Origin of the sequence: Streptomyces yerevanensis (assembly GCF_000716805.1) — a bacterium.
In the GTDB taxonomy this organism is placed as follows: Bacteria; Actinomycetota; Actinomycetes; order Streptomycetales; family Streptomycetaceae; genus Streptomyces; species Streptomyces flaveus.
Window position 1 is genome coordinate 260,051 of sequence record NZ_JNWJ01000014.1, and the last position, 25,465, is coordinate 285,515.

General features: G+C 69.8%; 16 protein-coding genes and 1 pseudogene. 11 read left to right on the forward strand and 6 right to left on the reverse strand.

The window, feature by feature from the left end:
• Nucleotides 1-55: 55 nt before the first annotated feature.
• On the reverse strand, nucleotides 56-1,213 hold the full coding sequence (locus tag OP79_RS17500; protein WP_033321138.1) for a serine hydrolase domain-containing protein: 1,158 nt from the start codon (nucleotides 1,211-1,213) through the stop codon (nucleotides 56-58).
• A 294-nt stretch (nucleotides 1,214-1,507) separates the two neighbouring features.
• On the opposite strand from OP79_RS17500, the gene OP79_RS17505 reads away from it, so the two are divergent.
• Nucleotides 1,508-3,193 carry an RNA polymerase sigma factor gene (locus OP79_RS17505; protein WP_033321202.1) on the forward strand — a complete coding sequence of 562 codons (1,686 nt, stop codon included), beginning with the start codon at nucleotides 1,508-1,510 and terminating at the stop codon, nucleotides 3,191-3,193.
• Here OP79_RS17505 and OP79_RS17510 read toward each other — a convergent pair.
• Nucleotides 3,190-3,888: a glycerophosphodiester phosphodiesterase gene (locus OP79_RS17510; RefSeq protein WP_033321203.1), complete on the reverse strand. Its 699-nt coding sequence runs from the start codon at nucleotides 3,886-3,888 to the stop codon at nucleotides 3,190-3,192. The two genes, OP79_RS17505 and OP79_RS17510, sit on opposite strands and share 4 nt — an antisense overlap.
• A 17-nt stretch (nucleotides 3,889-3,905) precedes the next feature.
• Nucleotides 3,906-5,095 (reverse strand): annotated as a pseudogene (locus tag OP79_RS17515) (adenosine deaminase).
• A gap of 400 nt (nucleotides 5,096-5,495) precedes the next feature.
• Between OP79_RS17515 and OP79_RS51020 the strand changes: the two are divergent.
• From OP79_RS51020 to OP79_RS17545, 6 genes are all read left to right on the forward strand, one after another.
• Complete coding sequence (locus OP79_RS51020; protein WP_063741935.1) at nucleotides 5,496-6,170, forward strand: DUF4190 domain-containing protein; 675 nt, start codon at nucleotides 5,496-5,498, stop codon at nucleotides 6,168-6,170.
• Nucleotides 6,171-6,637: 467 nt separating this feature from the next.
• Nucleotides 6,638-7,861 (forward strand): ABC transporter substrate-binding protein, encoded by a 1,224-nt coding sequence (locus tag OP79_RS17525; RefSeq protein ID WP_033321140.1) that lies wholly within the window; start codon nucleotides 6,638-6,640, stop codon nucleotides 7,859-7,861.
• A gap of 5 nt (nucleotides 7,862-7,866) precedes the next feature.
• Nucleotides 7,867-9,021, forward strand: coding sequence for an ABC transporter ATP-binding protein (locus tag OP79_RS17530; protein WP_211270815.1), 1,155 nt, complete (start codon nucleotides 7,867-7,869; stop codon nucleotides 9,019-9,021).
• Nucleotides 9,018-9,944 (forward strand): ABC transporter permease, encoded by a 927-nt coding sequence (locus OP79_RS17535; protein ID WP_033321142.1) that lies wholly within the window; start codon nucleotides 9,018-9,020, stop codon nucleotides 9,942-9,944. The genes OP79_RS17530 and OP79_RS17535 overlap by 4 nt, the downstream gene beginning before the upstream one ends.
• Nucleotides 9,945-10,745 (forward strand): ABC transporter permease, encoded by an 801-nt coding sequence (locus OP79_RS17540; RefSeq protein WP_033321143.1) that lies wholly within the window; start codon nucleotides 9,945-9,947, stop codon nucleotides 10,743-10,745.
• Nucleotides 10,746-10,802: 57 nt separating this feature from the next.
• Complete coding sequence (locus OP79_RS17545) at nucleotides 10,803-12,230, forward strand: NAD(P)/FAD-dependent oxidoreductase (protein WP_033321144.1); 1,428 nt, start codon at nucleotides 10,803-10,805, stop codon at nucleotides 12,228-12,230.
• 15 nt (nucleotides 12,231-12,245) lie between these two features.
• On the opposite strand, the gene OP79_RS17550 is transcribed toward OP79_RS17545, so the two are convergent.
• Nucleotides 12,246-12,854: a phosphatase PAP2 family protein gene (locus OP79_RS17550; RefSeq protein WP_051744716.1), complete on the reverse strand. Its 609-nt coding sequence runs from the start codon at nucleotides 12,852-12,854 to the stop codon at nucleotides 12,246-12,248.
• 377 nt (nucleotides 12,855-13,231) lie between these two features.
• Nucleotides 13,232-14,566, reverse strand: coding sequence for a 4-aminobutyrate--2-oxoglutarate transaminase (gene gabT, locus OP79_RS17555; protein ID WP_033321146.1), 1,335 nt, complete (start codon nucleotides 14,564-14,566; stop codon nucleotides 13,232-13,234).
• Nucleotides 14,567-14,838: 272 nt separating this feature from the next.
• Between gabT and OP79_RS17560 the strand changes: the two genes are divergently transcribed.
• The 3 genes from OP79_RS17560 to OP79_RS17570 all read left to right on the forward strand — a co-directional run bounded on the left by OP79_RS17560 (nucleotide 14,839) and on the right by OP79_RS17570 (nucleotide 20,431).
• Entirely contained in the window at nucleotides 14,839-16,950 is a 2,112-nt protein-coding gene (locus OP79_RS17560; RefSeq protein ID WP_033321147.1) for a hypothetical protein, read from the forward strand.
• A gap of 178 nt (nucleotides 16,951-17,128) precedes the next feature.
• The gene (locus tag OP79_RS17565) at nucleotides 17,129-18,811 is read left to right on the forward strand and encodes a PucR family transcriptional regulator (RefSeq protein WP_033321148.1); all 1,683 of its coding nucleotides are present in this window, start codon (nucleotides 17,129-17,131) and stop codon (nucleotides 18,809-18,811) included.
• Nucleotides 18,812-18,967: 156 nt separating this feature from the next.
• Nucleotides 18,968-20,431: an aldehyde dehydrogenase family protein gene (locus tag OP79_RS17570; protein WP_033321149.1), complete on the forward strand. Its 1,464-nt coding sequence runs from the start codon at nucleotides 18,968-18,970 to the stop codon at nucleotides 20,429-20,431.
• Between the two features lie 111 nt (nucleotides 20,432-20,542).
• On the opposite strand, the gene OP79_RS17575 is transcribed toward OP79_RS17570, so the two are convergent.
• On the reverse strand, nucleotides 20,543-23,407 hold the full coding sequence (locus OP79_RS17575) for a glycoside hydrolase family 3 C-terminal domain-containing protein (RefSeq protein WP_033321150.1): 2,865 nt from the start codon (nucleotides 23,405-23,407) through the stop codon (nucleotides 20,543-20,545).
• A 365-nt stretch (nucleotides 23,408-23,772) separates the two neighbouring features.
• On the opposite strand from OP79_RS17575, the gene OP79_RS17580 reads away from it, so the two are divergent.
• Nucleotides 23,773-25,449 (forward strand): type 2 periplasmic-binding domain-containing protein, encoded by a 1,677-nt coding sequence (locus OP79_RS17580; RefSeq protein ID WP_033321151.1) that lies wholly within the window; start codon nucleotides 23,773-23,775, stop codon nucleotides 25,447-25,449.
• The last annotated feature ends 16 nt before the right edge of the window (nucleotides 25,450-25,465 follow it).

Below are 25,465 nucleotides of genomic sequence, written 5' to 3' on the forward strand. Positions count from 1 at the left end.
GCCTCACAGGGTGGTGCGGGCCTGCTCTGGCCGGAGCAGGCCCGCACTTTTGTGCTCAGGAAGCGAAGGCGGCGCGGAGGATCTGCTCCTCCACCGGGTTCATGGCCACGGCCTTCGCGTTGGTTGCGTTGATCGAGTGGACGAGGGTGCGGGAGAGATCGGGGGTCGTGGCGATCATCGTGCGGTAGCCGGGGCGGGAGCCGGACTTGAGCCAGAGGGTGAGGCCGTCCTTCTCGTAGTACTGCAAGCCTGCACTCATGGTCGCTTCTCCCTCCTCGACCTTCGGCAACGTGAGCATCTCCTGCTTCAGCAGCGGCTGCGGGACGACCTTTCCGCGGAACAGGCCGAGGAGCAGGCGTTCCAGGTCCGCGGTGGTGGAGATCATGTCGCCCGCCGCCCAGCGGTCCGACATGTTCCACTCCGTGGCGTCCACGAGGCGGCCGTCGGCAAGTCTCTGGTAACCGCGGTTGTGGGGGCCGTGGATGCGGGGGTCGGGTCCGCAGGGGAAGGATGTGCGCTGCATGCCGAGCGGCTTGAAGATCCGTTCGGCCGCCTGGTTCTCGTACGAGTCGCGCGTGACCTTCTCGATGAGCATGCCGAGCACGGTGTAGTCGATGTTGCCGTACTGCTGCCGCTTGCCCGGATCGAAGGCGCGCCCCTTGGCGACGGACGAGGCCACGACCTCCTCGGGCGTCAGCGTCTTGTAGCGGTTCTCGAAGCCCTCACCGTCTTCGGCGCCCAGTGAAATGCCCGGCTTCAGCCCACTGGTGAAGGTCAGCAACTGCCGTACGGTGATGGGGTCGAAGTCGTCCGACAGCAGGCCGGGAAGGTACGTCTGGACGTGCCCGTCCAGGTCCACCTCCCCCTCGGCCGCGAGCTGGAGCACGACGGCCGCCGTTACCACCTTCGTCGTGGAACCGGCCCTGAATCGCCCGTGTTCCAGGGCGGCGCGACCGGTGGCGAGGTCGTGTACGCCGGAGCTGCCGTGCCAGCTGCCGCCCGTGCCGCCGACCCGTACGAGTGCGGCCGTCGCGTCCTTGTCCGACAGGTCCGGCAGGTCGGCGATCGCGGCGCTCAGGGCCTTGTCGTTCGGGCCGTCGGCCTCCCGCACGACCGTTGCGGCGGGGGAAGCGGCGGCGGCACCGGCCAGGGGGCCGGCTGCCAGGCCCAGGACGACGAGAGCGGCGCAGGCGGTACGGACACGGTTATGCATCGGGCGGCTCCTCAAGGTGGGTGGATCTTCATCCTCCGCGCGTACGCCGCCCATGCGGATCCTCACCGAGGAGGGTGCCTCCCCTGGGGCTGCCCCCAGTCAACTCACCTGCAGGCCAAGGGTGTTGTCAGGGATCTCCCCTAAGGCCGCGAGCCGAACCCGTGAAAAAACTGTTATCGCGGTGAGGTTTCCGCCGTCTCCTGTGCACACGCGGCACGCCCGGCACGCAGGCCCACCTGACACCATGCCTCACAGCGATGGCTGAGAATGTGCGTCCGGAAGGCGGCGGAGGAGATGACACGTGTGCGGGAAGGGACGTACGTGGACGGTCGGCAGTGGCGTACGACCATCGCGGCAGCGCAGGCCGGTGACCGGCGCGCCCTCGACGAGCTGGTCGAGGGCTGGCTGCCGCTGGTCTACAACATCGTCGGCCGTGCACTGAACGGTCACGCGGACGTCGACGACGTCGTGCAGGAGACCATGCTGCGGACCGTGGACAACCTCGGCTCGCTGCGCGATCCGGACAGTTTCCGCTCCTGGCTGGTCGCCATCGCGATGCGGCAGATACGGGACCGGGCGCGGCGCCGTACGTCCGAGTCACTGGCCGAGGACGCCGCGCACGAGGCCGCCGACTTCGCCGAACTGACCGTACTGCGGCTTCAGTTGGAGGGGCAGCGACGCGAGGTCGCGGAGGCGGTGCGCTGGCTCGACGACGAGGACCGGCAGCTCCTCTCGCTGTGGTGGCTGGAGGTCGCGGGCGAGCTCACCCGGCGCGAGCTGGCGTCGGCCCTCGGCATCAGCCGGCAGCACACCGCCGTGCGCGTCCAGCGGATGAAGGCACGCCTGGAGACCGCGCGGGGCATCGTGCGGGCGCTCGGCTCGTCCTGCCCTGATCTGCGCGACGTCACCGCCCGCTGGGACGGACAGCCCGACTCGGTGTGGCGCAAGCGGCTGGCCCGGCACATACGGGACTGCCGCCACTGTTCCGGACGCCGCGAGAAGGTCGTACCCGCCGAACGCCTGCTCGTCGGGCTCGCGCTCGTCCCCGTCCCCGTCGGCTTCACGCTCTCCCTGGTCTTCGGCGGCAAGACGGCGGTCGCCGCCACGACGGCCGCCACGACCGTCGGCTGGTCCGCCAAGATCGTCGGCGCTTTCACCAAGCCCGCGGTGGCGATGACGGCCGGGGCGACGATGGTCGCGGGCGGCGCGTACGTGGTCACACAGCCGCCGGACGCGCCGCGCCCCCGCGTCGCGGCTCCCACGACGTCGAGCACGGTCCGCCCGAGTCCGTCACCCACGCCCACGCCCACGCCGACGCCCACCCCCTCACCGACGCAGAGAGCCAGCCTGTACGGCACGGTCGTCGACGCCGTCGACCAGGCCCCCGACCCGAATGCCCGTCCCGCCGACCTGCCGCGCCGACCCGAGTCCGGCATCACCAGCACCGGTGGCGGGCGGATCGTGATGCAGCACCGTGGCGAGAGCGTGACGCTCAGCGGCCAGGGCTACGTACTGGTGCGCTGGCAGATCTCCCCGCACGACCGGCCCGGCGGCCTCACCATGCCGACCTGGACCGGCCTGAGCGGCAAGCTCTTCCACGTCGCGTCCGGCGGCGGCCGACGGATGGACGACGCCGGCGGCACCCGGCCCGGCTACGCCACCGGAATGGGCAGCCCGGACATCGGCTTCACCGTCCTGCCGGAAGGCACCCAGCAGATGTGGCAGAACGAGTTCTTCTACGTCGACGGCACCGTCACCCTCAACGTCAACGAACGCGGCGCCTCCTACGGCCTGAGCGTCTTCCCGACGGACTGGGAAGCGGTGAACAAGGACATCACGACCGGCCCCGAACAGGGCGCCATCCGCTACGGCCTCACCCGCGACAACGGCAAGGACACCGCTCCGGTGCCCCAGTACGTCACCCGCTCGAAGCCCGCCGATCCGGCGACGGTGCCACAGCGCTCCCGGGTGACGACCTAGGGAGCTTCTGACGGCACCTGCCGAAGCGAGCACAGCGTGTCGATGCGGTTCGTCGTGATCGAGTCGACCCCCGCATCCAGCAGCCGTCGCATCGAGCGGCGGGTGTCGGGGGTCCAGGTCGACAGGAGGTGGCCGTCGCGGTGGACGCGGGCGGCGAGGTCGCGGTCGACCAGGCTGAAGCGGTAGTTGAGCCAGCGGGGGCGGATCGCTTCGAGGAGGGCGGGGCGTGGGGGCGCGAGCGTGGTCCAGGTGAGGGCGATCTCCGCGGCGGGGTCGGCCGCGCGGACGGCGAGCATGGTCTCGGCGCCGGCGCTGTAGTACACGCGCTCGTCGGCGCCGAGATCGCGGATGACGTCGACGATCCGGCGTACGGCCCGGGGAGTCGCGGCGCCCGGCAGGTCGACCATGAAGCGGCCGTGATCGGTTGCCTTCAGGGCCTCCTCCAGGGTGGGAACGCCACCGGAGGTGAGTCCGTGCACTTCGTCCGCGGAGAGCGAGATCAGCGGCCGGTCGTGTTCCCACAGCCGCTTCAGCGTCGCGTCATGCAGCAGCACCGGCACATCGTCGCGGGTCAGCCGGACATCGAACTCCACGGCGTCCGCGCCCTGTTGGAGCGCGGAACGCAGCGAGTCGATCGTGTTCTCGCGGACGCGGTAGGGGTCGCCGCGATGGGCCACGGCTGTCACGGTGCGCATGGGCCCATTGTGCTGGGTCAGTTCGCGAGCCATGCCGCGGTGTAAGTGTCGATCTCTCCTGCCAGCTCCGTCTTGCCTGCCGGGTCGAGGAACGACGCCTCGACGGCGTTCTTGGCGAGCGCGGCGAGACCTTGTTCGTCGAGGTCCAGGAGGCGGGCGGCCACCGCGTACTCGTTGTTGAGGTCCGTGCCGAACATCGGCGGATCGTCGGAGTTGATCGTCACGAGCACCCCGGCCCGTACGAACTCCTTGATCGGGTGTTCGTCGAGCGTGCGGACCGCGCGCGTGGCGATGTTGGAGGTCGGGCACACCTCCAGGGCGATGCGGTGCTCGGCCATGTGCGCGAGGAGCTTCGGGTCCTGCGCCGAACTCGTGCCGTGCCCGATGCGCTCGGCTCGCAGGTCGGTCAGTGCGTCCCAGACGGTCCCCGGCCCGGTGGTCTCACCCGCATGCGGCACGGAACGCAGCCCGGCCGCGATCGCGCGGTCGAAATACGGCTTGAACTGCGGCCGGGCCACACCGACTTCGGGCCCGCCGAGCCCGAACGAGACGAGGCCCTCCGGCCGGAGCTTGTCCGTGGTGGCGAGCCGGGTGGTCTCCTCGGCGGCCTCGAGGCCCGCCTCTCCGGGGATGTCGAAGCACCAGCGCAGTACGGTCCCGAAGTCGGCCTCGGCCGCCTTGCGGGCGTCCTCGATCGCGTCCATGAACGCGCCCTCGTCGATACCGCGACGGGTCGAGGAGAACGGCGTGACGGTCAGCTCGGCGTACCGGATCCGCTGCCGCGCCATGTCGCGGGCGATCTCGTACGTGAGGAGGCGTACGTCCTCCGGGGTCCGGATGAGGTCCACGACGGACAGGTACACCTCGATGAAGTGGGCGAAGTCCGTGAACGTGAAGTAGTCGACGAGCGCCTCGGGGTCGGTCGGCACCTTGGAGTCGGGGTGACGGGCGGCCAGTTCGGAGACGATACGGGGGGAGGCGGAGCCGACGTGGTGCACGTGGAGTTCGGCCTTGGGCAGTCCGGCGATGAAGTTGTGCAGGTCGCGCGGGACGGGCCCGGTGGGCACGGCGGGCGGGACGCTCGGGTCGCGGTGGTCGGTCACGGGTTCCTCCCCGGGAACGGCGCCCTGCCTGTGTCCGGCGGGCGCGGGTGATCGGCTGATCGGTGGTGCGGGATGGTGCGGAGATCATCGTAGGCCGGGGTCATGGGCCGGTGGTCCGGCCGTAACATGACGGAACGTACGACAGAGGGGACTCCGCGCATGTCCGACGACGCGCAGCCGCCGGGTACGCCGGGGAACGGCGAACCGAACCCGTGGGCTCCGCCTGAGTACCGGGTTCCGACTGCCGGAGCCCCGAGCGCAGGTCCACAGGACGCGACTCCCCGGGTTCCCTTGGACAAGCCGGGCGCTGAGCCGTATCCGGGTGGGGCAGCTTCGGGAGCGGGGGCTTCTGTACCGGGCGACGGTGCCGGGGTGAATCCGTGGGGTGCGCCTGGCGGGGCCGTGTCGGGAGCGAGCGCGGGTTCAGGTCCGGGAGCGGGGGCTTCTGGGCCGCCCTACGGCGTCGGGAGCTCCGGGCAGCGGGGCGGCGCCGGCTCGCCTTCCGTGCATGACCAGCCGACGGTCACCTCGATACCCGGCGCGGGCACGCCGCCTTCGCCGGGCGGCGCCCAGCCCTGGGCCAATCCCGTGGCACCGCCGGCCGCCTCCGGCCCCGGCAACCCGTTCGCGGGCCCTGGCGGTACGCCCCCGAATCCGTCGAGTCCGTCGAATCCATCCGGCAACCCCTTCGCGGCCCCGGGCGGCGGCCCCGGCGAACCCGTCCCCCCACCTCCCATCTCCCCGGAAGGGCCGGGCCAGGCGTCCTACGGCTATGGCTACGGCTACCAGGGCCAGCCCTACTATCCGGCCGCCCCTGGCGCCGGTCCCGGCTACGGCTGGCCCGGGATGCCCATGGCGCCGAGCAACGGCATGGGCACGACGGGAATGGTGCTCGGGATCATCTCGGCGGTCGGCTTCTGCCTCTGGCCGGTGGCCATCATCCTGGGCGTCCTCGCCGTGATCTTCGGCGCGATCGGCCGCGGAAAAGCCCGGCGGGGCGAGGCGACCAACGCCGGCCAGGCCCTGGCGGGGATCATCTGCGGAGCCGTGGGCATTGTGCTGGGCGTGGCCATGTTCGTACTGGTCATCATCGCCCCCGGCCTGCTCGACGACAGCGAAACGGACTACTCGAACACGGGCGACGACGGCTTCAACACATCGCTCGTCGCCGAACGCTAGCGGCTCCGCCGGGGTGCGGGTAGGCGGGGGCTGGGGTGGGAGGGGTTTCTTTCCCCAGCCCCGCCCCTTCCCGAAACTGGGGGTTGCGCCCCCAGGCCCCCGCCAGGGGGTGGTGGGTGACACTGCGTGTCACGGCTGCGGGTGCGTCGTGGCTGGTCGCGCAGTTCCCCGCGCCCCTGAAAAGCCTGCGGCTAACCGCACCCCGAGCAAGGCCGCGCCCTGAAAGCCTGTACCCCCAACGACCCGCAGTTTCCCTCCGGCGGGAGGGGGCGTGGGCCGGTGCGTCGTATGCCCGTCGCTTAGCTTCTGTCTCGGAGAACCCGCACCCTGTACCAGGCCAGGGCCGTATGCGGCAACAACGGAATCCCTTGTTGCATAGGCCCTCCTCTGCCAGGATCAGCCTTCAAATCGAGCTGGAGCCACGCCACCCCCCTCCCCGGAGGGGAACGGCGGCGGAGGAGAGCGACATGCACAATGCGGGCCAGAACAAGCACGTGCAGCGCAGCATCAGGAACGGCGGACCCTCCGTCACCCGCCGTTCACTGCTGCGCGCCACCACCGGCGGCGCCCTCACCCTCGGCGGCGCCGCGACACTGAGCGCCTGCGGCATCCCGGCGGCGAAGAACACCGCAGGTGTCGACTCCGACGACCACTCGGCCAAGGAGAAGCGGATCAGCTTCTCCAACTGGACCGAGTACATGGACGTCGACGACAGCGAGAAGCGCCACCCCACCCTCGACGCGTTCACCAAGCGCACCGGCATCAAGGTCAAGTACACCGAGGACATCAACGACAACGTCGAGTTCTTCGGCAAGATCAAGCCACAGCTGGCGGCAGGCCAGGACACCGGCCGCGACCTCATCTGTGTCACCGACTGGCTGGCCGCCCGGCTCATCCGTTTCGGGTGGGTCCAGAAACTGGACCCGTCCAACCTGCCGCACGCGTACGCCAACCTCTCCCAGCAGTTCCGCAACCCCGACTGGGATCCGGGACGCGCCTTCTCGTATCCCTGGACCGGCATCTCCACGGTCATCGCGTACAACAAGAAGGCACTCGACGGCGTCGAGGTGAAGTCCGTCTCCGACATGCTCGACAACCCCAAACTCAAGGGCCGCGTCGGTTTCCTCTCCGAGATGCGCGACACCATCGGCATGACCCTGCTGGACCTGGGCAAGGACCCGGCGAAATTCACCGACGACGACTACGACGCGGCGATCGCCCGCCTCCAGAAGGCCGTCGACCAGGGCCAGATACGCCGCTTCACCGGCAACGACTACACGGCCGACCTCACCAAAGGCGACCTCGCGGCCTGTATCGCCTGGGCCGGTGATGTCGTCCAGCTCAAGGCGGACAGCCCCGACGTCGACTTCGTCATCCCCGACAGCGGTTACATGACGTCGACCGACAACCTGCTGGTCCCCAACAAGGCCCGGCACAAGACCAACGCCGAACGGCTCATCGACTACTACTACGAGCCCGGCCCGGCCGCACAGCTCGCCGCGTACATCAACTACGTGTGCCCCGTGGACGGTGTGAAGGCCGAACTCGCGAAGATCGACGAGGACGCGGCGAACAACCCGCTGATCATCCCCGACGCGGCCATGGCCGCCAAGTCGCGCTCCTTCCGCTCTCTGAGCACGAAGGAAGAGACAGCGTACGAAGAGAAGTTCGCAAAGCTCACAGGGGCGTGACGATGATGACGAAAGACACCAGCGGCGATGTCCGCCTCTCCGGAATCAGCAAGACGTACGGCTCCTTCACCGCCGTGCACCCGCTCGACCTGACCGTCCCCCAGGGATCGTTTTTCGCCCTCCTAGGGGCATCGGGTTGCGGAAAGACCACCACCCTGCGGATGATCGCGGGCCTGGAGGAGCCCACTTCGGGAAACGTGTCCCTGGGAGACCAGGACGTGACGAACCTGCCGCCCTACAAGCGGCCGGTGAACACCGTCTTCCAGTCGTACGCCCTCTTCCCGCACCTCGACATCTTCGAGAACGTCGCCTTCGGTCTGCGCCGGCGCGGCATCAAGTCGGTGAAGAAGCAGGTCGAGGAGATGCTCGAGCTCGTACAACTCGGCGAGCAGGCCCGCAAGAAGCCGCACCAGCTCTCCGGCGGCCAGCAGCAGCGCGTCGCGGTCGCCCGCGCGCTGATCAACCACCCCAAGGTGCTGCTCCTCGACGAACCCCTCGGCGCCCTCGACCTCAAGCTGCGCCGTCAGATGCAGCTCGAACTCAAGCGCATCCAGACCGAGGTGGGCATCACGTTCATCCACGTCACGCACGACCAGGAGGAGGCCATGACGATGGCCGACACGGTCGCCGTGATGAACGCGGGCCGGGTCGAGCAGCTCGGCTCGCCCGCCGACCTCTACGAGAACCCGCAGACCACGTTCGTCGCCAACTTCCTCGGCACCTCCAACCTGATCCAGGCCGAGGTCGACACCAAGAGCGGCGACGAGATCGTGCTCAGGGCGGGCGACGGCAAGCTCTCCCTGCCGGCCGCGCGCTGTTCGGCGCCCACCACGACCGGCGGCAAGGTCCTCGTCGGAATCCGCCCCGAGAAGATCTCCCTCACGCACGCCGACGACGCGGGTGGGATACCCGAAGGCCGAAACCGCATCACCGGGAAGATCGCCGACAGCAGTTTCATCGGCGTCTCCACGCAGTACGTCATCGACAGCCCTGTCTGCCCCGAGTTCGAGGTCTACGCCCAGAACATCGACCGCGACGCCCGGCTCATCCCCGGCGCCGATGTCGTCCTGCACTGGAACCCGGCACACACCTTCGGCCTGGACGCGACTCAGGACATCGACGCGGGAGTCGAGACCGTCGGAGAAGAGGCCTCGGCATGACGACCGTCACCGAGGCGCCACCGCCTCTCGCACCCGCCCCGCAGAAGAAGCCCCCGCGCAGAAGAGGCCGCCTCACCCCGTACTGGCTGCTCCTGCCCGGCATCCTCTGGCTGCTGCTCTTCTTCGCGCTGCCGATGGTCTACCAGGCCTCCACGTCCGTGCAGACGGGTTCCCTCGAGGAGGGCTACGAGGTCACCTGGCACTTCGCGACCTACTGGGACGCGGTCTCCGAGTACTGGCCGCAGTTCCTGCGCTCGGTCCTCTACGCAGGCACCGCCACCGCCCTGTGTCTGCTGCTCGGCTACCCGCTCGCGTATCTGATCGCGTTCCGCGCGAGCCGCTGGCGCAATCTGATCCTGATCCTGGTCATCGCGCCGTTCTTCACCAGCTTCCTGATCCGTACGCTCGCCTGGAAGACGATCCTCGCGGACGGCGGCCCGGTCGTCGGCGCCCTCAACTCGCTGCACCTGCTGGACGTCACGAGCTGGCTCGGCATCACGGCCGGTGACCGCGTGCTGGCCACGCCGCTCGCGGTGGTCTGCGGACTCACGTACAACTTCCTGCCGTTCATGATCCTGCCGCTCTACACCTCCCTCGAGCGCATCGACGGACGCCTCCACGAAGCGGCGCACGACCTGTACGCCAAGCCGTTCACGACCTTCCGCAAGGTGACCTTCCCGCTGTCCATGCCGGGCGTCGTCTCCGGCACGCTCCTCACGTTCATCCCCGCCAGCGGTGACTACGTCAACGCCGACCTGCTCGGCTCCACGGACACCCGCATGGTCGGAAACGTGATCCAGGGGCAGTTCCTGCGGGTTCTCGACTACCCGACGGCCGCGGCTCTTTCCTTCATCCTCATGGCCGCGATCCTCATCATCGTCACGCTCTACATTCGCAAGTCCGGGACGGAGGATCTGGTCTAAATGACCCTCGTACGCTGGCTCAAGCGCCATCTCGTCGTCATAGCGGGCCTGTTGACGCTCGGATATCTGCTCCTGCCGAACGTCGTCGTCACTGTCTTCTCCTTCAACGATCCGAAGGGGCGCTTCAATTACGAATGGCAGCAGTTCTCCACGGACGCCTGGACCGATCCGTGCGGGGTTGCCGATCTGTGTGGTTCGCTGTCACTGAGTCTGCAGATCGCGGCCTGGGCGACACTCGGCGCGACGGTTCTCGGCACGCTGATCGCCTTCGCGCTGGTCCGCTACCGCTTCCGCGCGCGGGGCGCCGTGAACTCGCTGATCTTCCTTCCCATGGCGATGCCCGAGGTCGTCATGGCCGCCTCCCTGCTGACCCTTTTCCTCAACATGGGCGCTCAGTTGGGTTTCTGGACGATCCTGATCGCCCACATCATGTTCTGCCTCAGCTTCGTCGTGACAGCCGTCAAGGCGCGCGTCATGTCGATGGACCCGAAGCTGGAGGAAGCCGCCCGGGATCTGTACGCCGGACCGATCCAGACATTCGTCCGCGTCACCCTGCCCATCGCGGCCCCCGGAATCGTCGCCGGCGCGCTGCTCGCCTTCGCGCTCTCCTTCGACGATTTCATCATCACCAATTTCAACGCGGGCGCGACCGTCACCTTCCCCATGTTCGTCTGGGGCTCGGCGCAACGCGGCACACCCGTCCAGATCAATGTCATCGGTACGGCCATGTTCATCGTCGCCGTACTGATCGTGCTGTCCGGAATGGTCATCAGCGGTCGCCGAAAGCGGCAGAGAGCATAGCTGGGGCAACCGGGATAACTAGGCAGAACTGCCGAAATTCTGTGGGGAGTTGACATCATGGCCCCAAGCGCCATGACCCGTTTGAACCACTGGACGAAATCCCTATCCGAAGCCCAGCCGGTTTCCTACTGGCTGGACGACCCGGGAAAGCCCCGTCCCGAGCCCGCCCTCACCACCGCCGAGACCTGCGACCTGCTCGTCGTCGGCGGCGGCTACACCGGACTGTGGACCGCGCTGCTCGCCAAGGAACGCGAACCGCGCCGCGATGTGGTGCTCGTCGAAGGCCGCGAGGCGGGCTGGGCCGCCTCCGGCCGCAACGGCGGCTTCTGCGCCGCCTCGCTCACCCACGGCCTGGCCAACGGCCTCAGCCGCTGGCCGGACGAGATCCACACACTCCAGAAGCTGGGCGCGCGCAACCTGGACGCGATCGAGTCCACCGTCGCCCGCTACTCCATCGACTGCGACTTCGAGCGCAGCGGCGAGATCGACGTCGCCACCGAGCCGTACCAGGCAGCCGAACTCCGTGACTGGTACGGGGAGTTGCAGCGCTACGGACTCGCGGACGGCATCGAGTACCTGGACGCCGACGCCGTGCGGCAACAAGTCGACTCACCGACATTCCTCGCCGGCCTCCACGACCGCCACGGCGTAGCGCTCCTGAACCCTGCCAAACTCGCGTGGGGCCTCAAACGCGCCTGCGTCGAGCTGGGCGTCCGCGTGTACGAGCACACGCCCGCGCTCAACCTGAAGGCGCACGGCGCCGGTATGGCCGTACGCACTCCGTACGGCAGCGTCCGCGCCCGCCACGTCGCCCTCGGCACGAACATCTTCCCCAACCTGGTCCGACGCGTCCGCTCGTACACCGTCCCGGTCTACGACTACGCGCTGATGACCGAGCCGCTCACCGACGCCCAGCTCGCCTCCCTCGGCTGGAAGAACCGCCAGGGCCTCGGCGACAGCGCCAACCAGTTCCACTACTTCCGGCTGTCGGCCGACAACCGTGTCCTGTGGGGCGGCTACGACGCGGTCTATCCGTACGGCGGCCGGGTGCGCGCCGAGTACGACGACCGCCCGGAGACCTACGCCAAGCTCGCCGGGCACTTCTTCACCTGCTTCCCGCAGCTGGAGGGCGTCCGCTTCACGCACGCGTGGGGCGGCGCGATCGACACCTGCTCCCGTTTCTCGGCCTTCTTCGGTACGGCACATCAGGGGCGGGTCTCGTACGCGGCGGGCTACACGGGACTCGGGGTAGGGGCGACCCGCTTCGGCGCGGACGTGATGCTCGACCTGCTGGCGGGGGAGCGTACGGAACGTACGTCCCTGGAAATGGTCCGCAAGAAGCCGCTGCCCTTCCCTCCAGAGCCCTTCGCCTGGACGGGCATCGCGCTCACCAAGTGGTCGCTGGCGCGGGCGGACGCGCACGGCGGCCGACGTAATCTGTGGCTGAAGACGATGGACAGACTGGGCCTCGGCTTCGACAGCTGAAGCACGGGCCTGCGCTCATGACTCCGGCGGCGGCTCCGGCGAGCGACGACGGGAGTTCAGGAACACCGTGAGCGCGATCAGCAGCATCGCGCTCAGCACCAGACTCGCCACCACGTCCAGCGGCCAGTGGTAGCCGCGCCGGACCAGACCGAAGCCGACGAAGGCGACCAACACCAGGTAGCCAATGGTGAGTTCACGGCGGATGTACGAGCCGCGCAGCCAGGGCAGCAGAAGCAGGACGGCCGCTCCGTAGGCGACGGCGGCCGTCGCCGTGTGGCCCGAGGGGTAGTAGCCGTCGCCCGCCATGCCGGGCGGACCCGTGCGCCCCACGGCCTCCTTCAGCGGGATGACCAGCACCGGTACGGCGGCCATGGTGACCAGGGCCGCGAGCGACGGCAGCCACCAGCGGGACGTACCGGCGCGACGCGCGCGCCAGGCGACGTACGCGAGAACGGCGACCAGGACCGGGACGGCGACCGTGACGTTGCCGAGATCGGCGAGGAGTTCGGCGACGCGGTCCGGCAGTGGACCGTCCGCGATCGCTCGGCCCAGGCGCTCGTCGGCGCGGCGCAGCGGGCTGTCGACGGCGGCCTGCCAGGTGAGGAACGCGAAGAGCAGGGCCAAAGTGGCCAGAGCCGTCGGGGAAAAGGTCGGCCGCCCCGGAACAGGGGGGGTAGTTCCGAGGCGGCCGCAAGGACCGGGTCGTCGCACGCCCCGGGGGGTTTGGGGCGAGCGACTGTCCGATCGGTGAGGAGACCCTCCGGAGCCGGAAGCTCCAGTAGTGTGCGCGAGGGCACGACCAGGGCGAAGCTGGGGAGGCCTCGACCCTGAATCGCCCACAGTCCCCTGTGGGCGGGGTGTATCTCTCATCTGGGTAGAACCTACGACAGGGGATCGGCGTCCGACAGACCGATTCGCCTCCCGCCATGCACCCCGCACACGTTCTTCACATGTCTCTCCCGTCGCCGCCCCGCAGCGGAACCGGATGAGAGAACTCCTGCTCAGATGCGGGTGAACGCCTGTTCCAGGATGTCGAGGCCCTCGCTGAGCAGCTCCTCGCCGATGACCATGGGCGGCAGGAAGCGCAGCACGTTGCCGTAGGTGCCACAGGTCAGGACCAGCAGGCCCTCCTGGTGGCAGGCCTTGGCCAGCGCGGCGGCGGCCTCCGGGTTCGGCTCCTTGGTGGAGGGGTCCTTGACGAGCTCGATGGCCAGCATGGCGCCGCGTCCGCGGACGTCGCCGATGATCTCGTACTTCTCCTGCATGGCGCCGAGACGTGCCTTCATGACCGTCTCGATGTGCCGTGCCCTGGCGGCCAGGTCGAGCTCCTTCATCGTCTCGATCGAGCCGAGTGCGCCCGCGCAGGCGACGGGGTTGCCGCCGTAGGTGCCGCCCAGGCCGCCCGCGTGCGCGGCGTCCATGATCTCGGCGCGGCCCGTGACGGCGGCCAGCGGCAGACCGCCCGCGATGCCCTTCGCCGTGGTGATCAGGTCCGGGACGATGCCCTCGTCCTCGCACGCGAACCACTGACCGGTGCGGCAGAAACCTGACTGGATTTCGTCCGCGACGAAGACGATGCCGTTGTCCCGGGCGAACTCGCTGAGTGCCGGCAGGAAGCCCTTCGCCGGCTCGATGAAGCCGCCCTCGCCGAGGAGCGGCTCGATGACGATGGCGGCCACGTTCTGAGCGCCCACCTGCTTGGTGATCTGGTCGATGGCCTGCGCGGCGGCCTCGGGGCCGCAGTTCTCGGGGCCGGTCGGCCAGCGGTAGCCGTACGCCACCGGTACGCGGTAGATCTCCGGCGCGAAGGGGCCGAAGCCATGCTTGTACGGCATGTTCTTCGAGGTCAGCGCCATCGTCAGATTCGTACGGCCGTGATAGCCGTGATCGAAGACGACGACGGCCTGGCGCTTGGTGTGGGCGCGAGCGATCTTGACGGCGTTCTCGACGGCCTCGGCGCCCGAGTTGAACAGGGCCGACTTCTTGGCGTGGTCGCCGGGGGTCAGCTCGGCCAGTGCCTCGGCGACGGCCACGTAGCCCTCGTACGGCGTGACCATGAAACAGGTGTGGGTGAAGTCGGCGAGCTGCGCGGATGCCCGGCGTACGACGGCCTCGGCGGAGGCGCCGACGCCGGTCACGGCGATTCCGGAGCCGAAGTCGATCAGCCGGTTTCCGTCGACGTCCTCGATGATCCCGCCGTCCGCACGCGCGGCGAACACGGGCAGCACGGACCCCACGCCGGCCGCGACCGCGGCGACACGGCGGGCCTGCAACTCCTGTGACTTCGGGCCGGGGATGGCGGTGACGAGGCGGCGCTCCTGCGGAAGTTCGCTCATGAGGGGGCTCCCTGGGGTCTTGCGACGGGGTCCAGCGGGGTCTGTGCGGAGGGGTCTTTTCGGACAGCTCGCTCTTCGCAGGCTAGGGGCGGGGGTGGGGAGTGGGCATGCTCCATGTGGGCGTTGTCGGCCTGCTGGGTTGTCCGCGGTGGACATGGCGGCGGCCGAGGGGTCGACCCCGGCCCGGCCCGGTAAGCGGTGAACTCCCCCTGCGGGGGCATTAGATTGGCTCGCTGATGGTGGATCGAACGGCTGGTCAGGGGACAAGGGCGATGGACAGCGACGGCACGCAGGACGCACGGGGCACACACGCCGATCGTGTGCCGCGCCCGGCGGGGCCGCCTCAGGCACCGCCACGGCCCGCGCAGGCGCCGGGCGCGCCGCCGATGCCGGAGGGTTCCGCCTTCCTGGCCTGGCTGCGGGCGCCCCGGCCCGAGGCGGCGCCGGGGGTGTGGAGGTTCGGGCACCGGCCGCGGCCGGACGAGGAGCCGGAGGCCGTCTCGAACCGGCAGTTGCTCAGCGGTGCGCTGATCGCCTTCCTCGTGGGATGGCTGATCTGGTCGCTGCTGTGGAACGGCTACCTGGGCGGCTGGTGGCTGGTGCCTCTCTACGCGATGATTCCCGATTCCTGGGCGGAGCCGGGCTCCTACACCCGCGTGGTCCTCAGCTACACCTGGTACACCGTCGTGGCCCTGATGATCATGATCAGCGTCGGGCGTCTCGGCCGATGGGGCGAGGTGTGGCGCCGGTTCGTGACCTCGCGCCTGCGACGGGAGCGGGAGCGGCCCGTCGCCCCGCCGCCTCAGCGGGACCCCGCCGAGTGGCCCGGGCTCCGCGACGCCGGAGCCACCGACGCCGCCGAACGGCTCGCCGCCGAGGCCCGCTCCGGGCTGATGCGCGACGTCGACCACGCGCGCATCACCCGCGCCTGGCAGGGCGTACGCAGCGGCCGGCACAGTTTCGCCACCTTCACGGGCGCTGTGCTCAAGGACGGCGCCGCCGCCTGTCTGCACCCTTCCGGCGAGCGTGATCTTCCGGGGCGCCTCGCCCAGCACGACCTCGTCACCGGGCAGGTCCGGCTCGGCACGACCGCCGACGACAAGCGCAATCCGTATGCCTACCGCGGCACCGGACTCGGCCTCGGCCCCGAACTCCTCGGCACCTCCCTGCTCGCCGTCGGCCCCGCCGGATCCGGCAAGACCAGCGCTGTCGTCTGGCCGCTCGCCGAGTCGCTGTGCCTGCACGCGCTCGCCGGGCGGGCCGCCGTCGTCGTGGTCGGGGCCGCGGGCGCGGGTCTCGGGCCCGCGGACGCGTACGACGTCGTCGTACGGGTCGGAAATCCCGAGTCCGTCTACGACCTCGACCTGTACGGCGGAACCCACGACCCCGACGAGGCGGCGGCCGTCCTCGCCGAGGCACTGGTCGGCGACCTCACCGACCCGCACCCCGGCGGAGACAGCCGCCGCTCCACCACCGTGCTCGCCCAGCTGCTCGGGCCGTATCGCGCGGTCCACGGGCGCTTCCCCTCCGTACCCGAACTGCGGCAGCTCCTCGACGGTGCGCCCGGCCCGCTCGGCGCGCTGCGCAAGGCGCTCACGGAGACCGGACAGGAGTCGCTGCTGCGCGAACTCGACGCCCGGGAGCGGCAGTCGGGGCATCCGGGCGATGTCGGCTCGGTGCTGGCCGATCGGGTGGCGCTGCTGGACCGGCCCGCCTTCGCCAGGTTCTTCGATACGTCCGGTCAGTCCCGGCCCTTCTCCCTGCGCGCCCTGGACCACCCGGTGCGGGTACGCATCGACCTGCCCGAACGCGGGCACGCCGACGCCTCGCGGATCCTGGCGCGGCTGGTGCTCGCGCAGTTCACGGCGAGTGTGGCGGTGCGCGAGGACCGGTCGTTGTTCGCGTGTCTGGTGCTGGACGACGCGACGGGCGTCGTCACCCCCGAGGCCGTACGAGGAGTCCAGCGGCTGCGGTCCGCCAACGCCGGGGTGGTCATGACCCTGCGTACGCTCGACGATGTGCCGCGGCCGCTCAGGTCGCCGCTGCTCGGGGCGATCGGCTGCCGGGTGGCGCTGTCCGGGCTCACGCCCTGGGACGGGCAGGACTTCGCCGAGGTGTGGGGCAAGGAGTGGACCGAGGCGACGGACGTCACCGACCGGCAGATCATCGCCGAGACCCCGCTCGGCAAGACCGCCCACGCGCTGCGCCGAGTGATCACGGGACGTGCGCCCACCGCCCGGGCCGTCACCGTGCGGCAGGTCGAACGTGAGCGGTGGTCCGCGTCCGAGCTGGCACATGCCGTTCCGCCGGGGCATGCGGTGCTGTCGCTCACGAGTGTGCGCGGGGAGCACGCGCCGCCGTTGCTGGTGGACCTTCGCGGCTGACACCGCTCGGGCCGGACAGGTGGCAGGACATCTGGACATAACGTGATGCGGTCACCGTACAGTGAGGCAGAATCGACACAGGTCGTTCATACGTGACGGCCAAAAGATCACACCCTCCGCTCCTCACCGCACTTCCGCCGCTCCGGTGAAGGCCTCGCCAGGAAGACCCGAAGGTCCCATGCCCCGCACGCTCGCCTCTCTCGTCCAGCACTCTGCGCTCAAACTCACCGTGCGCGCGGGAGAGGAACACCTGGACCGGCCCGTCCTCTGGGCTCACGCCAGCGAACTCGCCGACCCCGTGCCGTACATGGAGGGCGGGGAGCTGCTCCTGATCACCGCGCTCCAGCTGGACGCGGAGGACCCCGAGGCCATGCGGCGCTATGTGAAGCGGCTCGCGGGGGCGGGGGTCGCGGGGCTCGGGTTCGCGGTCGGGCTGCACTACGAGGAGATTCCGAAGGCGCTGGTCGACGCCGCGGAGCGGGAGGGCCTGCCGCTTCTCGAAGTCCCTCGGCGCACCCCCTTCCTTGCCATCAGCAAGGCCGTCTCCGCCGCGATCGCCGCCGACCAGTACCGCGCCGTGACCGCCGGCTTCGCCGCCCAGCGCGAGCTGACCAAGCGGGCGTTGAGCGAGGGACCCGAGGGCCTGCTGGCAGCGCTCGCCTCGCAGATCGACGGCTGGGCCGCCCTGTACGACGCGACCGGTGCCGTCGTCGCGACGGCGCCCGAGTGGGCGGGGCGGCGGGCGGCCCTGCTCACCGCCGACGTGGAACGGCTGTGGGAGCGGAGCGTGCCCGCGAGTTCCGTCGTCGGGGGTTCCTCCGAGGAGGGCGAGGACGAGGACCGCGTCGAACTGCACTCGCTGGGGACGGGGCGGCGGCCTCTGGGAGCGTTGGCCGTGGGTACCGCCGCGGCGCCGGGTACGGCCGAGCGGTACGCCGTGCATTCCGCGATCGCTCTGCTGACGCTCACGACCGAGCGGTCGCGGTCGCTGTATGCCGCGGAGCAGCGGATCGGGGCGGCTGTGCTGCGCATGCTGCTGGCGGGGCAGCCGGACCATGCTCGGGCTGCCGCGGGGGATCTGTACGGGGAGCTGCTCGATGCTCCGTATCGCGTGATCCTCGCGGAGTCGGGGGCGGTGCCGGGTACGCGGGGCCGGGGCGTGAGCGGGGGCTTGCTCTCGACTTCGGCTTCGGCAGCGGCTCCGGCTTCGGGGACTGACGCGGCGGCCGATGCCGGAGCTGATCCGGTGGGTGGGTTCGCGGAGGTCGTCGAGGCCGCGGCGGCCCGGTCGGGGGAGGCCGTGCTGGTCGTGCCCGACGGGGAGCGGCTGGTGGTGCTGGCCGCGGACGGGGGAGCGGTGGTTGCGTCCTGCGCCCAGTACGCGGAGGCGCTCCAGACCGATCGGGGTGCGGCCGAGCAGGGCGTGGACGAGGACGAGCTGGTGGTCGGACTGTCGGCTCCTGCCGGCCCCATTGCCGCCGCGGCTGCCTACAAGCAGGCCGAACAGGCCCTGTCCGTTGCCCGGCGGCGGGGGCGGGTGCTGGTCGAGCACGAGGAGCTGGCCGCGGGGTCCGTGGTGCCGTTGCTCGCGGATGACGCCGTGCGGGCGTTCGCGGACGGCTTGTTGCGGGCGTTGTACGAGCATGACGCGACGGGGCGGGGGGATCTGGTCGCATCTCTTCGGGCCTGGTTGTCGCGGCATGGGCAGTGGGATGCGGCTGCGGTGGATCTCGGGGTGCACCGGCATACGTTGCGGTATCGGATGCGGCGGGTCGAGGAGATCCTGGGGCGGTCGCTGGACGATCCGGATACGCGGATGGAGCTGTGGCTGGCCCTGAAGGTGTCGGCCTCCGGCGGTTAGCCCACCTACCCAACGCCCCACGTCCCGTAGGTGCCGAAGTGGAGCACCAAGCATGGCGAGTGGTACAGGCCGGACAAGCCGCCGCTCCGGCCGGCAGGCCTACCGTGGGCACGTACAACACGTGCAACATCACGTCGACCGAAGGGCCGGACCCCTATGACCGCCACGCACGCCTTCTGGCTCGCCGGCCGCCAGGCCACAGGTGACACCACGTTCGAGGTCACGTCCCCGTGGGACGGACGCGTCGTCGGGACCGTGAGCGTGCCGAGTGACGCGCAGGTGGAGGAAGCCGTCGCCGCCGCCCACGCCGTGCGCGACGAGTTCGCCGCCACCCCGGCCCACATACGCGCCGCCGCCCTCGACCACGTCTCCCGCCGACTCGTCGAGCGGACCGAGGAGATCGCCCGTCTCATCTCCGCCGAGAACGGAAAGCCGCTCAAGTGGGCCCGCGGTGAAGTCGGCCGAGCCGTGTCCGTGTTCCGGTTCGCGGCCGAGGAAGCCCGGCGATTCAACGGCGGAGAGGCCCAGCGACTCGACACCGACCTCGGTGGACAAGGACGGCTGGCGATCACGCGCCGCTTCCCCAAGGGCGCTGTCCTGGGCATCGCACCGTTCAACTTCCCGCTCAACCTGTGCGCCCACAAGATCGCCCCGGCCATCGCAGCCGGCGTCCCGATCATCCTGAAGCCCGCACCCGCGACCCCGCTGTCAGGCCTGATGATCGGCGAACTGCTCGCCGAAGCCGAGACCGAGGCGAAGAGCGAGCTGCCGCGCGGAGCGTGGAGCATTCTCCCGGTCGCCAACGACCGCATGCCCGCCCTCGTGCAGGACGAGCGTCTGCCCGTCATCTCGTTCACCGGATCCGAGAAGGTCGGCTTCTCGATCATGGACTCGGTGCCCCGCAAGCACTGCACCCTGGAACTGGGCGGAAACGGCGCGGCCGTCGTCCTGGCCGACTACGCCAGTGACGAGGACCTGGACTGGGCGGCAAGCCGTATCGCCACCTTCTCCAACTACCAGGGCGGCCAGTCCTGTATCTCCGTCCAGCGGGTGATCGCCGACGCCTCCGTGTACGAGCGGCTGGTGCCCCGTGTCGTCGCCGCCGTCGAGGCCCAGGTGACCGGCGATCCCTCCGACGACGCGACCGACGTCGGCCCGTTGGTGAGCGAGGACGCCGCGAGGCGCGTGGAGGCGTGGGTCGACGAGGCGGTCGAGGCGGGGGCCCGGTTGCTGACCGGCGGCAAGCGCGACGGGGCCTCGTACGCGCCGACCGTTCTCGCCGAGGTGCCGGGCGACGCCACGCTGTCCTGCGAGGAGATCTTCGGACCCGTCCTCACTCTGCACAGGGTGGAGGGGGAGGCCGCCGCCTTCGCCGCCGTCAACGACTCCAAGTACGGCCTCCAGGCAGGGGTGTTCACCCACGACCTGCAGACCGCCTTCCGCGCGCACCGTGCGCTGGAGGTCGGCGGCGTGGTCATCGGCGACGTCCCCTCGTATCGCGCCGACCAGATGCCGTACGGCGGAGTGAAGCAGTCCGGAGTCGGGCGTGAGGGCGTGAAGTTCGCGATGGACGACTACACGTACGAGCGGGTCATGGTGCTGACGGGGCTCAACCTCTAGCTTGTGACAATCGTTTTCATGTAGGCTCGGGTCGTATCCCGGGATGAAGGGGCCCGGCGCCGATGCCTTCCGGTGCCGGGCCCCTTCTGTGCGTCAGCTTGGTCCGGACCCTCAACCGGAGAAGCCGACGCGCGCGAGCCGAACCCGGCCGCGCAGCTTGATGTACAGGTCGTGGACTCCGGTGACGTGCGCCGCCGGGCCGGTCACGGTGGTGTAGTCGTACGGGCCCGTCGTCGCCGGGATGTCGAGCCGCGCGAGCACCGGGCCATCCGCGAGTGCGAGTTCGACCGAGCCCTCGCCCGCAGCCTCGGCGGAGACCACGGTCGTACCGCCGGCGAAGTCGCAGGCCCGGAAGACCAGTTCGGCCTCACCGTCACCCACGTCCTCACGCGCGCCCGCCGGCGTCACCGCGTCGCCCGACTCCTTCGTACGGTCGACGATCTCGGCGTCCCGCTGCTCGTCGAAGTCGGCGGCGTTCAGACCGAGTTCGAGGACCGGACGGGGAGGCGTGGGAGTGCCGTCGAGGTCGATCGTGCAGCGCAGGCGGATGTCCTCGCTGGATGCGCCCACGAGAACCTCGTACGCTCCCGGCTCCAGCCGCCACCTGCCGTGTGCCACATCCCAGAACTCGAAGATGTGCAGCGGGAGTTCGAAGGAGAGCTCGGCGGAGGCGCCGGGGGCCAGGCGGACTCGGCGGTGTGCCGCCAGTTCCCGGCGCGGGCGCGGGACCGAGGGGTGCACCGCGCGCGTGTAGAGCTGGGCGACCTCGTCGGCGGCCACCCCGCTCGCGTTGGTGACCGTGACGGAGACCTTCAACTCGCCGTTGCCCTGCTCGACTTGAAGGCCGTCGTAGGTGAAGGACGCATACGACAGGCCGTGGCCGAACGGGAAGAGCGGGGTGCCCTCGAAGTAGAGGTACGTCTGGCGGCCGCCGATCACGTCGTAGTCGAGGAGATCGGGGAGGTCCGCGTCGGAGGCGTACCAGGTCTGCGGGAGGCGGCCGGCCGGGGAGACGTCGCCCGCCAGGACGCGGGCCAGGGCGGTGCCGGCCGCCTGGCCGCCGTGGGCCGTCCACAGCAGGGCCGGGATGTCCCCGGGATCCACTGCGTACGGGTAGGCGGAGACGAGAGCCAGGGCCGTGTTCGGATTCGCGGCACGCGCGGCCCGTAGCAGGCGCTCCTGGTGCTGGGGGAGGCGGAGCGTCGTGCGGTCCTCCGTCTCGCGGCCGTTGATGTGCGGGTCGTTGCCCGCGACCACGAGCACCACGTCCGCGGTGGCGGCGGCCCGGGTCACCGCGTCCTCGCCACGTTCCGTGACGATCAGCTCGAAGATCTCCGCGTCCCGCGCGTCGTCAGCGGCAACCTTTACGCCGTCGGCGGCGACAGAGGCGTACCGACCAGTTCCCAGGTGCTTCAGGAGGTGCCCGTTCGCGTGGGAATCATGGGGTTCCAGGCGGAATGTCTCCTGGACCACCCAGCCGCCGGGCTGCTCCGCGGACGCTCGTACGTAGCCGTCGTCGGCGACGGAGAGGTAGCGGCCGTCGGGGGCGCGGAGGGTGAGGATGCCCTCGCCCCAGTCGATCAGCGCGAGGTCCGTACCCGTGACGTCGGTGGTCAGCGGGGGCAGGTCGGTACGGCCCGCGAGGAGGGCCGGGTCCAGGGCGCCCTCCGCGCCGCGGACTTCGTCGCTCGCGTCGTCGGCGAGAGGCACGCTCATATACGTACCGGCCGAGGTCTTCAGACGTACCCGGTCCACGCCCTCGGCGAAGTCGACGCGCTCGGCACCGAAGCGCTCGTACAGGCCCTCCAGGGGTGTGGAGCGGTGGATGAGCGTGCCGCTGTACCAGTCGAGCTTGCACTCGTCGGCGAGGAGGCCGACCACGGCGATGCGGGTGCCTTCGGCGAGGGGCAGCAGGTCGTCGTTCTTGAGGAGGACGATCGCCTGTTCCGCGGCCTCCTGGGCGAGTGCGCGGTGGGCCGGGGTGTCGAAGTGCTTCGTGTCCGCATACGGGTCCAGGTGCGGATCGAACTCGCCGAGCCGGAAGCGGACCGCGAGCTGGCGGTGGACCGCCGCGTTGATGTCCGCCTCGGTCAACAGGCCCTGGTCCAGGGCACCCTGGACACGTTCGACGATCTTCGAGCTGTCCGTGCCGTGGTCCGTGAAGCTGTCGACGCCGGCGATCAGCGCGGCGGCCGTCGCCTCTTCGTGCGTGTCGAAGTAGTGCTCGGAGTCGACCAGGTTGGAGGGCGCGCCCGCGTCCGAGCAGACCAGGAGTTCCTGGTCCGTCCAGGTGCGCAGGTGCTCGCGCAGATACGGCGACACGTGGTTGGGGCGGCCGTTGACCAGGTTGTACGCGGGCATCACGCCGGCCACCGTGCCTGCCTCGACCGTCTCGCGGAAGGCGCGCAGGTCGTACTCGTGCAGGACGCGGGGCCGGACGGACGACGAGGTGATGTCCCGCTGCGTCTCGTTGTTGTGCGCGAGCCAGTGCTTGAGGACGGGGGCCGTGCGCCAGTACGCGGGGTGGTCGCCGCGCAGGCCGCGGGTGTACGCCGTCGCGATCGCCGAGGTCAGTTTGGGGTCCTCGGAGTAGCCCTCCTCGTTGCGGCCCCAGAGGGGGTGGCGCAGGAGGTTGACGGTGGGCGCCCAGACGTTGAGGCCGACGCGGTCGTCGCGGGCGCGCATCGCCCGGGTCTCGGTGGAGACGGCCTCGCCGACGCGGCGTACGAGATCCTCGTTCCAGGTCGCGCCGAGGCCAACTGCCTGCGGGAACACGGTCGCCGGACCCATCCAGGCCACGCCGTGCAGCGCCTCCTGGCCGGTGCGGAACGCGGCGACGCCGAGCCGCTCCACGGCGGGCGCGAACTGGTGCAGCAGTGCGATGCGTTCGGCCACGGTGAGCCGCGACAGGAGGTCGTCGACGCGCTTCGCGAACGGCAGCTGCGAGTCGCGGAAAGGCGGCGTTTGTGCGGTCACGCGGGCATCCCTTTGTGGAGGAGCGATGAAGAGCTTTCGAAGCGCTTCGATGCTCATTCGACCGGAGGGTGGGTGTCAAGACATCCCGAGGCAACATCTCCGCATCCTCTCCGGCGTTTCAAGGCCCAGATCAGACAGGTTCAGTCCTTTGCACCCCGGAGGAATGTTCGGAACGACTCTTGTGCACCCTTGGGTGTTCACTTAACCTCGCAGCAACATCGAAGCGCTTCGACTGGTCGAACAGGCCGCAACTGCGGTCACAGTTCCTCCGAGCTCCGCTTCAGCTCAGCCAGTTCCACTCAAGACACCACAGCCGACGACCTCTCCGCCGGGTGTCCTGCTGTGCGCCATGAAGGGTTGACGCAATGACGCCGAACACCTCCGCCCCCAGCCGGAGAAGCTTCCTCGCCTCCACGGCGGTCGCCGCCGCCGCGGTGGCCGGAGGCGTGCCGCTGCTGTCCGCCTGCGGCGGCTCGCAGGAGGCCCGCAAGGACGGCACCACGTCCGGGAAGGACGCCGCGAAGATCCTTCCGGCGTATGTGGCGTCGACTGTGGTGGCGCCCGACATCCCGGCGAAGAACGGCTCGGCGGCCGGTTTCACCAAGGCGATCCCCACGGCCGAGTTGAAGACGTCGGTGGCCAAGAAGCTGGGCAGCGGCGGCAAGCTCACGATCATGTCGCCGTTCTTCGGCACCCCGCCGAAGACCGACAACCCGTACTACAAGGCCATGAACGAGGCCATCGGCGTCGAGGTCACCTGGCAGAACCAGGACGGCGTCACCTACGACCAGAAGCTCGGCGCGGTCCTCGCCGGCAGCAACATCCCCGACGTGGTGACCGTGCCGGGCTGGAACATGATGGGCCGGATACCCAGCGCCATCAACGCCAAGTTCGCGGACCTCGGCCCGTACCTGTCCGGCGACAAGGTCAAGGACTACCCGAACCTCGCGGCCGTCCCCACCGAGGCCTGGCAGCGCGGCATCTTCGGCGGTCAGCTGCGGGCTATCCCGATGCCCGCCTCGTACGTCACGGACATCGCGCCCCTGTACCGCGTGGACCTGTTCAAGGAGAAGGGCTACAGCGTTCCCACCAGCCCCGACGAGTTCCTGTCCTGGGCCAAGGAAGCGACCGACGCCAAGTCGAAGCTCTGGGCATGCGACGACATGAAGTGGGCGTCGTGGAACTTCTTCGGCGTCCTGTCCGGCAGCGACAAGGCGCTGTGGTGGAACATGGACGGCGGCAAACTGATCAACCGCATCGAGACCGAGGAATACCTCGAAGCCCTGGAGTGGACGCGCAAGCTGTATGCGGCCAAGGTGGTTCACCCGGACGCGGTCCAGGGCAAGGAGGGCGGGACGGCGGGCAACCGCTTCACCGCCGGTGAGGTGCTGGTCTACAACAACAACATCTCCGACTGGTGGGGCAAGACCGCCGAACAGGCCACCCAGAACCCGGACTTCGACATTGCCGCGTTCGACTACTTCGGCCCGGACGGCGGCGACCCGACGCTGTGGGCGGTCCAGCCCGCCAACATCTTCACCTTCGTCAGCAAGAAGGCGACCGAGGCGCAGATCAAGGACTTCCTGGCCCTCTGCAACTTCTGCGCGGCGCCGTACGGCACCAAGGAGTTCATGCTCACCGCGTACGGCGTCGAGGGCACGGACTACGAGATCAAGAAGGGCCTGCCGGTCAAGACGACCCAGGGCGTCAACGAGGTCAACGGCGCCTACGACTACACCGGCAACCCCGCCCCGTACGTCGCCTACCCCGACTTCCCCGAGGTCACCAAGGGCATGGTCGAGTGGCAGCAGCGCATGGGCGCCTTCACCAAGAAGTCCTCCTTCTTCGGCCTGAACGTCACCGAGCCCAACCGCTGGGCCAACCTCGCCGACGACTTCGAGCAGCTCGAGGACGACGTGGTGCGCGGCCGCAAGAAGATCAGCGACGTCCAGCAGGCGGTCGCCGACTGGAAGAGCAAGGGCGGCGACGACCTGCGCGACTGGTACAAGAAGCTGCTCGACGACAACGGGTCGGCGAGCTGACCCGGGGCTGAGGCAA

Coding starts and splice junctions, on each gene's coding strand:
- OP79_RS17500 (WP_033321138.1), bottom strand. CDS start 1,213: ATGCATAACCGTGTCCGTACCGCCTGCGCCGCTCTCGTCGTCCTGGGC.
- OP79_RS17505 (WP_033321202.1), top strand. CDS start 1,508: ATGACACGTGTGCGGGAAGGGACGTACGTGGACGGTCGGCAGTGGCGT.
- OP79_RS17510 (WP_033321203.1), bottom strand. CDS start 3,888: ATGCGCACCGTGACAGCCGTGGCCCATCGCGGCGACCCCTACCGCGTC.
- OP79_RS17525 (WP_033321140.1), top strand. CDS start 6,638: ATGCACAATGCGGGCCAGAACAAGCACGTGCAGCGCAGCATCAGGAAC.
- OP79_RS17530 (WP_211270815.1), top strand. CDS start 7,867: ATGACGAAAGACACCAGCGGCGATGTCCGCCTCTCCGGAATCAGCAAG.
- OP79_RS17535 (WP_033321142.1), top strand. CDS start 9,018: ATGACGACCGTCACCGAGGCGCCACCGCCTCTCGCACCCGCCCCGCAG.
- OP79_RS17540 (WP_033321143.1), top strand. CDS start 9,945: ATGACCCTCGTACGCTGGCTCAAGCGCCATCTCGTCGTCATAGCGGGC.
- OP79_RS17545 (WP_033321144.1), top strand. CDS start 10,803: ATGGCCCCAAGCGCCATGACCCGTTTGAACCACTGGACGAAATCCCTA.
- gabT (WP_033321146.1), bottom strand. CDS start 14,566: ATGAGCGAACTTCCGCAGGAGCGCCGCCTCGTCACCGCCATCCCCGGC.
- OP79_RS17560 (WP_033321147.1), top strand. CDS start 14,839: ATGGACAGCGACGGCACGCAGGACGCACGGGGCACACACGCCGATCGT.
- OP79_RS17565 (WP_033321148.1), top strand. CDS start 17,129: ATGCCCCGCACGCTCGCCTCTCTCGTCCAGCACTCTGCGCTCAAACTC.
- OP79_RS17570 (WP_033321149.1), top strand. CDS start 18,968: ATGACCGCCACGCACGCCTTCTGGCTCGCCGGCCGCCAGGCCACAGGT.
- OP79_RS17580 (WP_033321151.1), top strand. CDS start 23,773: ATGACGCCGAACACCTCCGCCCCCAGCCGGAGAAGCTTCCTCGCCTCC.